Origin of the sequence: Phocaeicola sp. RTP21198st1_B8_RTP21198_201120 (assembly GCF_040929485.1) — a bacterium.
In the GTDB taxonomy this organism is placed as follows: Bacteria; Bacteroidota; Bacteroidia; order Bacteroidales; family Bacteroidaceae; genus Phocaeicola; species Phocaeicola dorei.
On record NZ_JBCOCI010000031.1, the window covers coordinates 34,267 to 51,135 of the forward strand.

A 16,869-nucleotide genomic window follows, 5' to 3' on the forward strand; every position below is an offset into this window, starting at 1 on the left:
TTATTCAGTAAATTTCAAGCCGTTTCACTACGTTAGTAATAATTATTACGATTATGTTACAAATCTGTTGCAAAAATAACAATATTTCAAAGAACTTCCCAATCGGAAGCTCACTTTTGGATATTTATAATGGTTTTAATCTAGATATCCCATATGGACCAGTCAGTGCCAAAGTCAATAACAAAGTAGAAGGGCTCAATTACCGGGCCTATAATAATAAGGATGTGGAATTCCTGAATATGCTAAATCCTTCGGGAATGCGCACTTATGTCCGTTCACTTTGCTTCATCTTGTGCAAAGCGGTGGAGGACCTATACCCTGATGGAAAAATCATGCTTGAACATCCCGTATCCAAAGGATATTATTGCGACTTGCAGATAGGGCACGAGACCGGACTGGATGATGTTTCCCGTATTAAGCAGCGAATGAAAGAGATTGTGGAAGCCAACATCCCTTTCCATCGTTTTGAATGTCATACAACTAAAGTAGTAGAACTATTCTGCCGGAAAGGAATGATGGACAAAGTAAAACTACTTGAAACTTCAGGAGAACTTTACTCCTATTATTATACTTTGGAAAATACCATTGACTACTACTATGGCAGCCTGCTGCCCAGCACCGGATATATCCGCAAATTCGACATAGTGAAATACTATGACGGCTTGTTGCTGCGTGTCCCCAACCGTCAGAATCCGGAAGTACTAGAGGAAGTGGTAAAACAAGAAAAAATGCTGGAAGTATTCAAAGAACATCGTCGTTGGAATCAGATTTTAGGCGTAGGGACTGTAGGAGATTTCAATGTGGCCTGTAATGAAGGCTATGCCACCGATCTGATTAATGTGTCCGAAGCCTTGCAGGAAAAAAAGATTTCCAATATTGCCGATGAGATATACCACAGAGGAAAAAACGGTCAAAGAGTAAAACTGGTTCTTATCTCCGGTCCATCCTCTTCTGGTAAAACGACTTTCAGCAAACGGCTCAGTATTCAGTTGATGGCAAACGGTCTGAAGCCTTACCCCATCTCCCTGGACAATTATTTTGTTGACCGAGAAAAGACACCAAAAGATGAAAAAGGTGATTATGATTACGAATCATTGTATGCATTAGATTTAGAGTTCTTCAACAAGCAATTACAAGATCTGCTTCATGGAAAGGAAGTGGAATTACCACGTTTCAACTTCACCACAGGAAGAAGGGAATTTAAAGGTGACAAACTTAAGATTGACGATAACATGATATTGATTCTCGAAGGGATCCATGCACTTAACCCCGAGTTAACTCCTCATATTCCCACCGAAAATAAATATAAAATATATGTATCGGCATTAACCACTATTCTGCTGGACAATCATAATTATATTCCGACTACCGACAACCGTTTGTTGCGCCGTATTATCCGCGACCACAAATACCGTGGCTATTCCGCAGAAGAAACGATCAGAAGATGGCCCAGCGTACGTGCCGGAGAAGAAAAATGGATCTTTCCATATCAAGAAAATGCAGATGCCATGTTCAATTCTGCCCTATTGTTTGAACTGGCCATTATGAAAGATTATGCTATTCCCATTCTAAGGAATGTCCCCAATAACAAACCGGAATATTCAGAAGCATATCGTTTACGCAAATTCTTGGAATATTTCGCTTCGGTACAAGATAAAGAATTGCCTCCTACCTCTTTACTGAGAGAATTTTTAGGAGGAAGCAGTTTCCGGTATTAACCTGTTATTAAACAGTATATAAGGTTTGTTTATGTGCGAAACAAACAGTAATTTCGACCACTATTAAACAAGTATAAGCGAATGCACTCCAAAGGCTATAGAAAACTGTTCAACTGCCTGATGTTCTACTGCTAAGAACATTTCTTCTTCAGGAGGGTATGCCAAAAGCCAGCAGACTGTACATTCATTAGCCACCATAAAGATGGATTGAATGACAGCGTATCTTACTTTTGGCATACGTTTCATTCTATTGATATCTTCTTCTGCATATCAATCGGTCGGCTCCTTCAATCCGTCCTTATGGGAATTCCTATTTATGAACAAATAAACCTTATTATAACTCTTATGATAACAACAACCAACGGAATGACAGACCGTATCCAACGCCTGCGTCAAGAATCTTTTAACGCACAACCTTCTCTGTCCATAGAACGTGCTCTGATAGAGACCGAATTTTACAAAGAAAACGAAGGGAAATATCCAATTCCCATTCTAAGAGCACTGAACTTTCTTGAAATCTGTAAACGGAAAACTATATACATAGGTAAAGACGAACTGATTGTAGGTGAACGTGGACCACATCCCAAAGCCGTATCTACTTTCCCTGAACTGACCTGTCACAGCGTGGAAGACCTTCATGTGTTGAACACCCGCGAATTACAGCGCTATACCATCAGCCAAGAAGATATAGACACCTATGAACGCGAGGTTATTCCTTATTGGAAAGGGCGCACCCAACGCGAACGCATCTTCAATCACGTTCCCAAAGAATGGAAAGAAGCTTACGAAGCAGGAATGTTCACTGAATTTATGGAACAACGAGCCCCCGGTCATACTTCCTTGGACGGAAAAGTTTATCAATATGGCATGCTGGATCTGAAAGAACGTATTGCCCATGAGCTGAGAAATCTGGATTTCATGAATGATCCAGAAGCAACCGACAAACAAGAAGAACTGACCGCCATGTCCATCTCCTGTGATGCCGCTATCATTTTTGCCGAACGCCATGCTGAACTGGCCGAAAAGATGGCTGGACGAGAAACCGATCCGAAACGCAAAAAGGAACTGAAAAAAATAGCGGAAATCTGCCGATGGGTTCCTGCACATGCCCCACGTACTTATTGGGAGGCCATACAGATGTACTGGTTTGTCCATCTCGGCACCATTACAGAGCTGAACGGATGGGACGCCATGAATCCAGGACATTTTGACCAGCATCTCACTCCTTTCTATGAAAATGACCTAAAAGAAGGAATACTGACTCGTGCAGAAGCCAAAGAACTAATGTCATGTTTTTTTATCAAAATAAATAATCAGACAGCCCCACCCAAAGTTGGCATCACCGCCAAAGAAAGCGGTACCTACAATGACTTTACCAATCTGAATATCGGTGGCATCAAACGCGATGGTAGCAACGGGGTCAGTGAAGTATCCTATATCATGCTCGAAACAGTAGATGATCTTCACCTGTTACAACCCGGAAGCGCCCTGCACATCAGTGTATGCACCCCAGAGCGTTTCCTGCGCGAAGGCTGCAAAGTAATCCGTAAGGGCTACGGCTACCCATCCGTATTCAATCCCGACACATACGTCATGGAACTAATGCGACAGGGAAAGACACCGGAAGACGCTCGCGAAGGCGGATGTAGCGGATGCATAGAAGTAGGCGCTTTCGGAAAAGAAGCTTACGTACTGACCGGTTACCTTAACGTCCCCAAGATATTGGAAGTCACCTTGCACAACGGAACTGATCCTGTGTCAGGCAAGAAAGTAAGCTTAGAAACAGGAGATCCCCGTACCTTCCGGACTTATGAAGAACTTTATGACGCATTCCTTAAACAAATCCATTATTTTGTAGATATGAAAGTACGTGTCAGCAACTACATTGACCGTATGTTCGCCAAATACGCTCCCGCCACTTTCCTGTCTTTGTTCATTGATGACTGTATTGCCAAAGGAAAAGATTATTATAACTGCGGACCGCGTTATAACACAACCTATATTCAATGCACCGGTTTAGGTACTATTACCGACAGTCTCTCCGTTCTGAAAAAACATGTATTCGAAGAACGTAAATTCAATATGGAGCAAATCATCCATGCTACCGACACCAACTTCGAAGGACAGGAAGCCATGCGACAATTCATTCTGAACCGCACACCTTTCTTCGGTAACGATGACGAATATGCAGACCGTATCGCCATCCAGGTCTTTAACGACCTTTACGACGCCATCGAAGGAAAGCCGAACACCAAAGGCGAATGCTTCCATTTGAACATGCTGTCTACTACCTGTCACGTTTACTTCGGCAAAATGATGAATGCCACCCCCAACGGCCGTCTGGCCGGACGTGCCATCAGTGACGGTACCTCACCCTCACACGGAGCAGATACCCACGGGCCATCCGCCGTCGTAAAATCATTAGGCAAACTAGACCAGGTGAAAAGCGGAGGTACTCTGTTGAATCAACGTTTCCTGCCCTCACTGCTGAAACGTGATGAAGACCTGGCCAAACTAGCAAGCCTCATCCGCAGCTATTTCGCCTTAGGAGGACATCACATTCAGTTCAATATAGTAGATACCGCCACCTTACATGCCGCCCAAAAGCATCCTGAAGAATATCGGGACCTGTTGGTACGCGTAGCTGGGTATAGCGATTATTTCAATGATATGAACGCAGATTTACAATATGACGTAATAGCCCGCACGGCACAAGAAACCTTCTGACAAAATGAATCTGATTTTCGACATCAAACGCTATGCTATCAATGACGGACCGGGCATCCGTATCACACTTTTCATGAAAGGATGCCCGCTCTCGTGCGTATGGTGCCATAATCCCGAAGGCATTCGTAACGGAAAAGACAAACTATACACAGCCAAGAAATGCCTTGGCTGTGGAACTTGTCTGAAAGTATGCCCCAACGGTGCACTGACACTGACTCCCGAGGGTATTGTCACCGACAAACAAAAATGCGTGTTATGCGGACGCTGTGCCGAAGAATGTCCGGCAATGGCTATCGAGATATCAGGAACGGAATATACCGCCGAATACCTGATACATGAAATAGAAAAGGAAATCCCATTTATGGATCAATCGGGCGGTGGGGTCACTTTTTGTGGTGGAGAACCGTTGCTTCATCCCAAATTCTTGATTGATATGCTGAAACGTTGCGGACAACAGGGAATTCATCGGGCGGTAGATACCACCCTACTTGCCCGCAAAGAAACGGTGGATGAAGTGATGCGGAATTGTGAATTATTACTTATCGACTTAAAATCAATGGACAGTACCGTACACCAAACATTTTGTGATGTTCCCAATGAATTAATTTTGGAAAACATCCGCAGAGTAGCAGAAGCCGGTTTCCCTTATTATATCCGCATTCCATTGATTGAAGGAGTGAATGCAGATGAAAAGAACATAAAGCAGTCTGCCGAATTTTTGGCCAGTCTTCCACGGCATCCTGAGATAATTAACCTATTACCTTACCATGATATAGGAAAGGGAAAGCATACAAAGCTAGGCAGTATCTATAATCCTAAAGGATATAAAATGCAAACGCCATCCGAAGAAGTACAACAGCAGTGCATACAAATCTTGACTGATTACGGTTTAAAGGTAACCATAGGTGGATAATTATATATCATCGGGGGTAGATAAAAGTATTTCTATCTACCCCCAATAATTTTATCGCAAAGCCTCCACCTCTTCTGTAGTAAAAGGAACCTTCTTACCTAAAAGACGTGCCCCGTCCTCCGTTATCAAATAATCTTCCTCATTACGCAAACCTGTAAAGTCACGATAACTCTCCAGCTTATCATAATTGATAAAGTCCTTAAAGCGTTTTTCCGCTTTCCAATAATCAATCAGTTCGGGAATAAAATAGATACCCGGTTCTATAGTAAGCACAAATCCCGGTTCTAAAGGTCTGGCCAGCCTTAATGACTTACGGCCGAACTGAGTGCTTTTCGGTTGTCCGTCATAGCCGACCCATACCTCTCCCAAATTCTCCATATCGTGCACATCCAATCCCATCATGTGTCCTAGTCCGCACGGAAAAAACATAGCATGCGCCCCAACGGCCACCGCTTCAGCAGGATCACCTTTCATAATGCCCAGTCCTTTCAGCCCTTCACAAATCACTCTACAGGAAAGTTCATACACCTCCTTAAAAGGCACTCCGAGCTTCAATGCACGAACCGCTGCCGTGTGTGCGGCAACCTGAATGTCATACACTTCTTTCTGACGGATAGTAAACGTTTTATCCGCACAAATTGTAGACGACATATCACCAGCATATCCCATTTCAGTTTCCGCACCAGCATCCACCAACAGCATATCCCCCGATTTCACCGTATGCCCATGATAATGGTTATGCAAAGTCTGTCCGCATACCGTGGCAATAGTAGGAAACGAAAATCCACAACCATTGGCCTGTGCCACCGCTTCCAATGCAGCCACCACTTCCCATTCCTTCATTCCTATACGTAACACTTTCATAGCTGTAATGTGCATATCAGCCGTCACATTACAAGCACGTTCAATTTCAACCAACTCCTCAGCAGTCTTATAATTCCTCATATTCACGACTCCACGAATAAACGGAACAGACGGCTGTTCCATGCCAAGCTTTATATCCAACCAGTCCAACAGCTTCAATCTGTGCTCCGCACGATAAACAGGCAGATAATGAATCACCTGTCTTTTAGCAACAGCTTTTTCCAAATACTTCTTCAAATCCGCGGCAGGACGAGTTTCCGTCACTCCCACCCTCTGCGCTTTCTCACACAAGGCAGGCTGGATTCCCATCCATACAATATGATCCATAGTCAGCTCATCCCCGAAGATAATTTCCTTATCCTCATCCACATCGATAATGGCAGCCAACCCAGCATAGGGCAAGCCGAAAAAATAAAGAAAAGTAGAATCCTGGCGGAAATGATAAGTATTATCCTCATAGTTCATGCCACTCTCCTCGTTGCCTAGAAATAGCAAGAGACCTGTTCCCAGGCTTTTTTTCAAGCTGTTACGGCGGGTTGTATAAGTTTCTTTTGCAAACATAATCTTGTGTTTTTTGTATGGATGACAGGCAAAGATAACCATCCCCTTAAAATAATCCCAAAAAAAAGGAAGATTATTACAATACAATTTCCTATTTTTGTCGCAATAAACAAGGAAATAAAAATATTATGGCACAAGGCTCACGTCAAGTACAAACACAAGCCCAGCAACAAATACAGACTTTATCTCCACAACAAATACTGGTAGTGAAATTGCTGGAACTGCCCACTGTGGAGTTGGAAGAACGTATCCATTCCGAAATACTGGATAATCCGGCCCTGGAGGAAGGGAAAGAAATGCCCGATAATGAAGATGACAACACAGAATACGAAGAAAACGAAGACGAAAATACGGAGTCGAACGAGGATTTTTCATTAGGCGATTACAGTAACGAAGATGATATTCCCGATTATAAACTACAGGAACATAATCGTTCCAAAGAAGGAGTAGCCGAAGAAATCCCTTTCTCGGATGCCGTATCTTTTTATGAAATATTGAAAGACCAGTTGCAGATGCAGGAACTTACCCCAGAACAACGAGATATAGCCGAGTACTTGATCGGTTCATTGGACGATGACGGCCTGTTACGCAAAAATATGGAGTCTATCATGGATGAACTTGCCATCTATCGGGGCATCTATACCACTGAAGAAGAATTGAATAAAATATTAGAAATAATCCAAGACTTTGATCCGGCAGGTATCGGTGCCCGCAGTTTACAGGAATGTCTTCTGTTACAAATACAAAGAAAAGCCGATTCGCCGTTGAAACAAATAGAACTGGACATCATCGGTAAATGTTGTGATGAATTTACCCGCAAAAATAAAGAAAGGATTATCCAAAAACTAGGTATTACCGAAGAACAATATAATGAGGCGGTGAGCGATCTCACCAAGCTGAATCCTCGTCCGGGCAGTTCACTGGGTGAAGCAATGGGTAAAAATATGCAGCAGATTATTCCCGATTTCATCGTAGAAACGTATGAAGACGGCACCATTACTCTAAGTTTAAACAATCGTAATGTTCCTGAGTTGCGTCTGAGCCGTCAGTTCACCGAATTGCTGGATGAACACACTCGCAACAAAGACAATCAGAGCAAGGCCTCAAAGGACGCACTGATGTTCCTAAAACAAAAAGTAGATGCCGCACAAGGTTTTATCAATGCCGTAAAACAGCGACAACACACGTTACTCACCACCATGCAAGCCATTATAGATATTCAACGCCTCTTCTTTTTAGAAGGAGACGAATCCTTGCTGAAGCCCATGATCTTGAAAGATGTAGCCGAACGCGCGGGATTGGATATTTCCACCATATCACGGGTAAGCAACAGCAAATATGTACAAACAAACTATGGTATCTATTCGTTGAAATTCTTTTTCAGCGACGGTTACACCACCGAAGACGGTGAAGAACTCTCTGTCCGCGAAATCAAGCGCATTCTGAAAGAATGTGTAGATACCGAAGACAAAGAAAAACCTTACACTGATGATGAACTGGCCGAAACACTAAAGACGAAAGGCTATCCCATAGCCCGCCGTACTGTAGCCAAATACCGCCAACAGCTTAACATACCCGTCGCACGATTAAGAAGGTAATATTATGAAAGCTAACGAAACAACCGAAGCAATAAGAGTAGCCAAGAAAAATAGTCCGCTTGAAGTCAGCTCACGTATCATATCAGGCATATTCACGCCTTTTATGATTCCTTTTGTGGCATTTTTCCTACTTTTTTTCTTCACTTATCTTCGTATCATGCCCATCCAGTACAAACTGATAGTATTGGGCATAGTCTACTGTTTCACCATTCTGATGCCAATGCTCGCCATCTACCTATTTCAAAAAATAAACGGTTGGGGGATTCATGAATTGGGACACCGCGAAAAACGTTTCGTACCATACGCGCTGACTATCATCAGCTATGTCACCTGTCTCATCACTATGTACAAGATACATCTGCCCCGCTATATGTCGGGTATTATCGTAGCCGCCCTCATCTGCATGATCCTTTGCACACTGATCAATTTCAAGTGGAAAATCAGCACACACGTGGCAAGCAGCGGCATGATGGTAGGCGGATTATTATCCTACAGCTTTATATTCAATTTCAATCCTGTATGGTGGCTCTGTTTTTTCATTTTGCTATCCGGAATGCTTGGCACAGCCCGTATCATTGTAAAACAGCATACCTTATTAGAAGTTTTAGCCGGATTTATTGTCGGATTGTTTTGTGGTGTCATTGGAATTTTGTTTATTTGAAAAAAATTAGTATTAACCTTATAAATTGAAAACATTATGGAATTTCCAAGCAATGTAAAGTATACCAAAGAACACGAATGGATACGAGTAGAAGGTGATATAGCTTATGTAGGCATCACTGATTATGCACAAGAGCAACTAGGTGACATCGTATTCGTAGATATCACTACTGAAGGAGAAACTTTAGAAAAAGACGAAGTTTTCGGTACTATTGAAGTAGTAAAGACTATTTCGGACTTGTTCCTTCCCGTTTCAGGAGAAGTTCTGGAACAGAACGAAGCATTGGCCGACAATCCCGAATTAGTAAACCAAGACCCGTATGGTAAAGGGTGGCTGATTAAGATTAAGCCCAATGACACTAATGACGTTAACGATTTGCTGGATGCTGAAGGATATAAAGCATTAGTCAACGAATAATATAAATTCCCGTTAGGGAATTGTTCAGGCGCGGATTACGCGGATCTCACGGATTTTTCTATCCGCGTTCATCCGTATAACCCGTGCTTGAAGTAAATATATAAACCAAACAATAACAAAAAAACAATGAAACCTATCGTAAGTATTATCATGGGTAGCACTTCCGACCTTCCCGTAATGGAAAAAGCTGCCAAATTACTGGACGAGATGCACGTACCTTTCGAAATGAACGCCCTTTCGGCACACCGCACTCCCGAAGCTGTGGAGGAATTTGCGAAAAATGCTGCAGGCCGTGGAATTAAAGTCATCATTGCCGCTGCCGGCATGGCTGCCGCACTTCCCGGTGTCATTGCTGCAAATACCACACTACCTGTTATCGGTGTACCCGTAAAAGGTTCAGTTCTTGATGGCGTAGACGCACTTTATTCTATTATCCAAATGCCTCCCGGAATTCCTGTAGCTACCGTAGCAATCAATGGAGCCATGAATGCTGCCATTCTGGCCGTACAAATGCTAGCATTGAGTGATACAGAACTGGCTGCTAAATTTGCAGACTACAAAACCGGTTTAAAAAAGAAAATTGTAAAAGCCAATGAAGAATTGAAAGAAATCAAGTTTGAATATAAAACGAATTAACTAGTGGTGAGTGATTAATACCCATGCAGCATTCCAGCGCAGCTCACTAATCACTCACCACTCACCACTAATCACTAAACATGGATTTATTTAATTACTCCCGCCGCAAATCTTCCGAAGTCCATATCGGAGGCACTCCTTTGGGTGGAAACAACCCCATCCGCATCCAAAGTATGACCAACACCATTACTATGGATACTGAAGCATGTGTGGAACAAGCCAAACGCATTATAGATGTGGGCGGTGAATATGTACGTCTTACCACACAAGGTGTACGTGAAGCCGAAAACCTGAAAAATATCAATATCGGATTACGCTCTCAAGGATATGACACCCCGCTGGTAGCCGATGTGCATTTCAATCCCAAAGTGGCTGATGTAGCGGCACAATATGCGGAGAAGGTGCGCATCAATCCGGGAAACTATGTAGACCCGGGACGTACTTTCCGGAAACTGGAATACACTGACGAAGAGTATGCGCAAGAAATAGAAAAGATACGTGCACGCTTCGTTCCTTTTCTAAATATCTGCAAGGAAAACCACACCGCCATCCGCATCGGGGTAAACCACGGTTCTCTGTCAGACCGCATCATGTCTCATTATGGCGACACCCCCGAAGGTATGGTAGAATCGTGCATGGAATTCCTGCGTATCTGTGTTGCGGAACATTTCAACGATGTGGTTATTTCCATCAAGGCATCCAATACCGTAGTAATGGTCAGGACGGTCCGTCTACTGGTAGAGGAAATGGAAAAGGAAAATATGGCTTTCCCGCTTCATCTGGGTGTTACCGAAGCAGGGGATGGCGAGGACGGAAGAATAAAATCCTCATTAGGAATAGGTGCACTCCTTGCCGATGGCTTGGGAGATACCATTCGTGTCTCATTGAGCGAGGCTCCTGAAAATGAAATTCCGGTAGCCCGCAAACTGGTTGATTATATACTAACTCGGGAAGGACATCCTTTTATTCCTGGAAAAAAAGCTCCGCAATTCAACTACCTATCTCCGGGCCGCCGGAAGACTAAGGCCGTCCGGAATATTGGAGGGGATAATCCTCCTGTAGTAATAGCCGAACGTCTGGAAGGGTCTTTCGAAACCAATCCTCAATTCAAACCTGACTATATTTATTGCGGTGGAAGTGTACCCAATTCACGAGATAACAATATAGCCTATCTAGTGGATGCCAATGCATGGAATCCAGAAGACAAAAATGTCTATCCGGCATTCAACTACCAGCAGATGATAGAATTACATCACACGGTTTCCGATCTAAAATTCCTGTTCCTGCCCTATATGGCTATGAATGACGAAGTAATCGCAGCCCTCAAACTGCATCCCGAGGTGGTAATCATCGCCCAAAGCAATCATCCCAACCGCCTCGGCGAATATCGTGCCATGACACACGAACTGATGAATGAAGGTTTAGAAAATCCGGTCGTATTCTTCCAATACTATCAGGAAACGAAAACTGAAGATCTGCAAATCAAAGCGGCAGCTGATATGGGTGCACTAATTTTTGACGGACTCTGTGACGGCATCTTCTTGTACAACCAAGGTTCTTTGAGTCATATAGCGGTAGACACCACTGCATTTAGTATCCTGCAAGCCGGCAGAATCCGAACCAGCAAAACGGAATACATTTCATGTCCGGGCTGTGGTCGTACCTTATATGATTTAGAGTCTACGATTGCCCGCATCAAAGCAGCCACCTCGCATTTGAAAGGTCTGAAAATCGGCATTATGGGCTGTATTGTCAATGGTCCCGGCGAAATGGCGGATGCCGACTATGGCTATGTAGGTGCCGGTCGTGGAAAAATCAGCCTCTATAAAAAGAAAGAATGTATAGAAAAAAACATTCCCGAAGACCAGGCTGTTGAGAAGTTGATCGAACTCATCAAAGCCAATGGTGACTATACAGAAAAATAAAAACGTCCAAATCATGGATTATCAACAGATTCTAAAAGACATCTATCAAGAAATCCAGCCCTACGCCTCTATTGGCAAACAGGCTGATTACATTCCGGCACTTGCCAAAATCAACCCAGATCAATTCGGAATGTGCATCCATACGATACAAAACAAAACTTTCATGCATGGAGAAGCCACCACCGGCTTTTCCATCCAAAGTATTTCGAAAGTCTTTTCACTTGCCATGTGTTTGAGTCTTGAAGGAGATAATCTATGGAAAAGAGTAGGTAAAGAACCTTCGGGAACAGCTTTCAACTCATTAGTACAACTGGAGGTAGAAAAAGGAATTCCTCGGAATCCCTTTATTAACGCCGGAGCCATTGTAATGACTGATATCCTGCTGAACCATTTGAAATACCCCGAAGAAGAATATCTTCGTTTCGTCCACTCAATCAGCGGGAATAACCAGATCCATTATAATGAAGAAGTAGCCCTGTCCGAACGTGAAAACGGTTATCTGAATGCGGCAATCACCAACCTGTTGAAATATCATCATAACATCGACAATGACATAGAACGTGTACTTCATTTCTATTTCCTTCAATGCTCCATAGAAATGAGTTGTTATGATTTATCCAAAGCCTTTTTGCCGTTTGCCAACCATAAACAAGCTTTTACATTCGAAGGAATCACACTGACCGCCTCTCAAGTGAAACGTATCAATGCCATCATGCAAACATGTGGGTTCTATGACGAAGCAGGAGAATTTTCTTATCTGGTAGGCCTTCCGGGGAAAAGTGGTGTGGGAGGCGGTATAGCCGCAGTTTACCCACTACGATATTCAGTTGCAGTGTGGAGCCCGAGATTGAATCAAAAAGGAAATTCCGTTATGGGAATCAAGGCACTAGAACTATTGACAACACAAACACAGGAGTCTATTTTCTAGAAAAGCTAACAATCTCTCTATACTAAATAATTTTCTTTCCTGTTGAAATAATCCAGAATAAAGTTGAATATAACACGCATAATACTTATAGCCTTTTTATAAAGATAAAAAGAAGTCCCTGGAATGTATGTGGAAATAAATGAACAAGATAATCCGGATAGGGAAATCCGAATACCACCGAAATGAAATACCAGAACAAAAACAAACAGTCGGATATAGTCTCTACCTTGGAAACTAAAGGATTTATATCCGAACGAAGATATTAAAATGGAAAGATTTCATAACAAACAATTGGAAACAAGATTTTTAGACAACCATAAAAATCTGAAGAAAAAATTGAGAAAATTAATTTTATATCCTGAAAAGGCACTATAAAAACCTGCCTCAGCATTTCAAATGTCCAAGGCAGGTTTCTTTATATTTTATAGAGATACAGATTAATATCTGTTTCTGCCACCTCCATAGCCATTGTCTCCGCGACCACCACCGTAGCCACCACCACGACTGTTGTTACCACCACGATAACCACCACCATTGTTGCCATAACTACGACGCGGACGTTCTTCTCTAGGACGCGCTATTGACACAGAAAGAGTTTTTCCATCCATGTCAACTTCATTAAGAGCTGCAATCGCTTTATCTCCAGCTTCATCATCAGCCATTTCAACAAAACCATATCCCTTAGAACGACCGGTCTCTCTGTCCATTATAATCTTAACAGAAACAACTTCACCATACTCTGCAAATAATTCTCCAAGTTCGGCTTCACTCATATTATAGTTAAGCCCTGCAATAAAAATGTTCATTTTAAAATAAATGTTTTAATAAAAAAATAAGTACGTTTTGCTATTAGGAATCTTACAGAGAGACAAACGATTCTACCATCATCACTAAAGAATAAGTTGGAAAAGTATTAATGTACTTCTATGAGGATACTTAATGCAGGGGACAAATGTACGCAATTAGACTTGAACTCAAAACTAATTGGAGATTTATTTTTAATAATAAATGTTTTTTTCATTCTCTTCGAAAGGGCAGACAAGTTTTAAAACGGAAAATAACCGTTCCTCAAATACATATTTATACTTTAATAGCTATTATACAGAAAGTTACCCAGTACTACATATCAAAAAGATACAGAGAAAGAGAATCAATCTATAATAACAGGAGATGCTAAAGGAATAAAGTGATTCCGATCTACACTTCCAGCATTCATACGCTTTAATGCAGACTTCCGGTTTACTGCATCATATTCAAGGAACTTATCACGACTATAGCTTTCACCAGCCAGTTTCATGACACGACGATAAATAGCCTCCCGGCAAGGAGCATTAAAACCGCCGACATTATAGAGCATGATACTGATATTCGTCGGACGCCAGACACCTGACCGGTATCCGTATGCTCCTTCCCATGCTCCCAGTCTTTCATTAACATAACGTTTGTCAGAGATAAAATAATTCCATTTCACTTTCGTTATATCCGGAGTGAAATCAATGTTAGAATACCATCCATACCGGTCTGCAATTTCTTTTAGTTCCGCCATAACATTTGGCGGGATTTCACCGTCATACACATCATCATATTCATCTCCCAAATATCCGAAGCCATGCCCCACTGCTTCATGATGAATAATCTGTGCAAAACGTTCATCATCATTATCCACATAAGGACAGAATGCTATGGAATAGCCCAAAGAATGCATATAGGTGGTACCGGCATAGCGAGGACTATTCATGACTACAATCATCGGTGTATTTCTAACAGAATTACCCAACAGAGGCACTTTAGTAGCATATTGCTTACATTTTTCATTATCGCCTTTTATGGAAGTGCCTCCTGTAAAAGTAGTTCCTAGAGCTGTTCCACCGTCAATGCTGTCGGATACTGAAACAACAGTGACACTATAAACATCAAAATACTCCCGTAAAGAATGCATCGGCTCCACAGAAAAATAGGAATCCATCGCCTTTTGCATCATTACCTCGTATTTTCCACCTCTCCCCATATCCATTTCCACAAACCCGTCTCCCATCATTACAAGATTAATTCCCCACCCTTTCGTATGTTCTTGCCAAGTTCTTACATCACCATCTTTAGAAAGAGTTGCCAGATAATTGAAATTTTGACGAACGATAACAGTATCCGCAACTTCTCCACACTGAATTATCACTTCACCTTCTCTATCCTCGGCAGAGGGATTGGAAGCCAATGTAATAATAAGTTCATTATCCCCCTTATTACCGGTTAACGGTGACACAGCTAACCAATCTCCAGCCAAATCAGCAGTCTTTATAGCAACAGACCATCCTGTTGTTGCAATAAAAGCAAGGGTATCCTCCCCTCCGTCCGAAGTGAAAACAAGCCGGGTATTTTCCGTGGAAGGGATAGTAATGGAAGGAATTTCAGGAACAGGAGCTACAGGAAGCTCTCCAGTTTCTGAACAAGCTACGACAAACAACAAAGTAATAAAGTACAGAAATACAAAAAGAAAACTTATCTTTTTCATCTTCCCAACCATAATTCCGGATTAAGTTTAGCCGTTTCCTTACGAAGTTGAAAATGCAAGACCGTATTACCCGAACTATCTGTATGGATAGTTCCAAGAACAGTACGTGTATTGACTTTGCTGCCTTTAGAAACCGATACGGAAGAAAGGTTGCAATAGACGGAGATATAATTACCATGACGCACCAATATATTGTTCAAGCCATTATATTGGAAAATAGCCGAAACTTCTCCATCAAAAACGGCGCGTGCCTGTGCTCCCGGTTTACCTTTGATATCAATCCCTTTATTATCCAGCTTCACATTACGCAAACCATCTACGGCATACTGTCCGTAATGGCTGACAATCACGTATGGGCCGGTAATGGGAACCGGCAAAATACCTCGATTACGTTCAAAACTACCCGACAGTTGACGGTCCTCATTGTTCAGACTGAACTTCTCCACCGGAGCGGCCTTCCTTGTGTCCTCATTTTTTTCCGTAGATTTAGAGCGGGTTACCCCTCCCGTAGTTTTATTTTCCGCTTTCTTAGCTGCAGCAGCCTTTGCGGCAGCCTCAGCAGCGGCTTTCCTACGGGCTTCTTCCTCCGCACGTTTTCTAGCTTTCTCTATTTCAATCTCAATCAAACGATCAATTTGGGCATTCAATTGCTCTGCTGAACGTTTTTTCTTCCTTATTTCGTTTTGTATACCTTTCTGCTTCTTTTGCAGATTCGCTAAAAGAGTCTGCCGTTCCTTTTCCTGAATTTCCAGTTTGATCTTTTCGGCCTCACCTTGTTTTAAAAGATTCTGTTTGGCATTCTTAGTTTGTTCCACTTCTCTTTTTTTAGCGGCAATTTGCTTCTGCTTACGTTCTATCTCCATTCCCTGAAGACGCTGGAAGTTTGCATATTCCTGCACATAACGCATACGACGGTAAGTCTGGCTCAAGTTCTCGGCAGAAAAAATAAACATTAATTTCTCTTGAACAGACTTGTTACGATACATATATTGCACCGAAATCTCATACTTCTGCTTCTTGTCTTTCAAATCACGCTGAAGTTTATTCAGTTGCTTCTGCAAAGAGGCGATCTCACTTGTTAATATATGAACATCACTCTCTATGGTATTGATATATTTTCTTCTCTCCTCAATCTGACCTGTCAGTAAAGCAAGGTTATCCAACTGGCTTTTCACATCCTTTTTGGTAGATTGCAACAGAGTTTCAGACTCGGCAATCTGCTGATGAAGTTCCTTCCGTTTGGCTTCAAGCTCCCTTATTTTCCGAGTACTTTGCGCTAAAAGAGTACTTAAAAAGCAGCAGGCTATGAGTAATAAGAAGATACGTTTCATTATTTAACCTTAATTCCGCAACACTATTATAAATTAAACTTTTTAAGTACCTGAGCAACAAAAAGTTGCTCAGGATTTTGC

The 16,869-nt window shown here is 42.2% G+C and carries 14 protein-coding genes; 9 read left to right on the plus strand and 5 right to left on the minus strand.

Translation table 11 applies throughout. The features are described from left to right. Positions 1-44 precede the first annotated feature (44 nt). Positions 45-1,718 carry a nucleoside kinase gene (locus AB5935_RS12820; protein ID WP_085961431.1) on the plus strand — a complete coding sequence of 558 codons (1,674 nt, stop codon included), beginning with the start codon at positions 45-47 and terminating at the stop codon, positions 1,716-1,718. Between the two features lie 63 nt (positions 1,719-1,781). Here AB5935_RS12820 and AB5935_RS12825 read toward each other — a convergent pair whose 3' ends face one another. Next, a complete protein-coding gene (locus AB5935_RS12825; RefSeq protein ID WP_007834783.1) occupies positions 1,782-1,964 on the minus strand; it encodes a hypothetical protein in 183 nt (60 codons plus the stop codon). A 99-nt stretch (positions 1,965-2,063) separates the two neighbouring features. Here AB5935_RS12825 and hypD point away from each other — a divergent pair, with 99 nt between their 5' ends. Together hypD and AB5935_RS12835 are read left to right on the plus strand one after the other, a co-directional pair. Then, a complete protein-coding gene (gene hypD, locus AB5935_RS12830) occupies positions 2,064-4,445 on the plus strand; it encodes a trans-4-hydroxy-L-proline dehydratase (protein WP_007842027.1) in 2,382 nt (793 codons plus the stop codon). Positions 4,446-4,449: 4 nt separating this feature from the next. After that, positions 4,450-5,358, plus strand: coding sequence for a glycyl-radical enzyme activating protein (locus AB5935_RS12835; RefSeq protein ID WP_007834781.1), 909 nt, complete (start codon positions 4,450-4,452; stop codon positions 5,356-5,358). Between the two features lie 51 nt (positions 5,359-5,409). Here AB5935_RS12835 and AB5935_RS12840 read toward each other — a convergent pair whose 3' ends face one another. Further along, complete coding sequence (locus AB5935_RS12840) at positions 5,410-6,783, minus strand: aminopeptidase P family protein (RefSeq protein ID WP_038608593.1); 1,374 nt, start codon at positions 6,781-6,783, stop codon at positions 5,410-5,412. A 128-nt stretch (positions 6,784-6,911) separates the two neighbouring features. On the opposite strand from AB5935_RS12840, the gene rpoN reads away from it, so the two are divergent. The 6 genes from rpoN (at position 6,912) to AB5935_RS12870 (ending at position 12,948) form a co-directional block, all read left to right on the plus strand. Next, entirely contained in the window at positions 6,912-8,381 is a 1,470-nt protein-coding gene (rpoN, locus tag AB5935_RS12845) for an RNA polymerase factor sigma-54 (protein WP_007855044.1), read from the plus strand. A 4-nt stretch (positions 8,382-8,385) separates the two neighbouring features. Then, positions 8,386-9,042 carry a phosphatase PAP2 family protein gene (locus AB5935_RS12850; protein WP_007842023.1) on the plus strand — a complete coding sequence of 219 codons (657 nt, stop codon included), beginning with the start codon at positions 8,386-8,388 and terminating at the stop codon, positions 9,040-9,042. 36 nt (positions 9,043-9,078) lie between these two features. Next, entirely contained in the window at positions 9,079-9,459 is a 381-nt protein-coding gene (gcvH, locus tag AB5935_RS12855) for a glycine cleavage system protein GcvH (RefSeq protein WP_007834777.1), read from the plus strand. 126 nt (positions 9,460-9,585) lie between these two features. Next, complete coding sequence (purE, locus tag AB5935_RS12860; protein WP_007834776.1) at positions 9,586-10,095, plus strand: 5-(carboxyamino)imidazole ribonucleotide mutase; 510 nt, start codon at positions 9,586-9,588, stop codon at positions 10,093-10,095. 80 nt (positions 10,096-10,175) lie between these two features. Next, complete coding sequence (locus AB5935_RS12865; RefSeq protein WP_007842021.1) at positions 10,176-12,020, plus strand: 4-hydroxy-3-methylbut-2-en-1-yl diphosphate synthase; 1,845 nt, start codon at positions 10,176-10,178, stop codon at positions 12,018-12,020. A 13-nt stretch (positions 12,021-12,033) separates the two neighbouring features. Further along, the gene (locus AB5935_RS12870; protein ID WP_007842013.1) at positions 12,034-12,948 is read left to right on the plus strand and encodes a glutaminase; all 915 of its coding nucleotides are present in this window, start codon (positions 12,034-12,036) and stop codon (positions 12,946-12,948) included. A 437-nt stretch (positions 12,949-13,385) separates the two neighbouring features. On the opposite strand, the gene AB5935_RS12875 is transcribed toward AB5935_RS12870, so the two are convergent. The 3 genes from AB5935_RS12875 to AB5935_RS12885 all read right to left on the minus strand — a co-directional run bounded on the left by AB5935_RS12875 (position 13,386) and on the right by AB5935_RS12885 (position 16,788). Further along, entirely contained in the window at positions 13,386-13,754 is a 369-nt protein-coding gene (locus AB5935_RS12875; RefSeq protein WP_007834772.1) for an RNA recognition motif domain-containing protein, read from the minus strand. Between the two features lie 344 nt (positions 13,755-14,098). Next, positions 14,099-15,457, minus strand: a complete 1,359-nt coding sequence (locus AB5935_RS12880; protein WP_227191508.1) for a M64 family metallopeptidase — start codon at positions 15,455-15,457, stop codon at positions 14,099-14,101. Next, the gene (locus AB5935_RS12885; protein ID WP_007834770.1) at positions 15,454-16,788 is read right to left on the minus strand and encodes a murein hydrolase activator EnvC family protein; all 1,335 of its coding nucleotides are present in this window, start codon (positions 16,786-16,788) and stop codon (positions 15,454-15,456) included. Before AB5935_RS12885 ends, AB5935_RS12880 begins: the two co-directional genes overlap by 4 nt. Between the last annotated feature and the right edge of the window lie 81 nt (positions 16,789-16,869).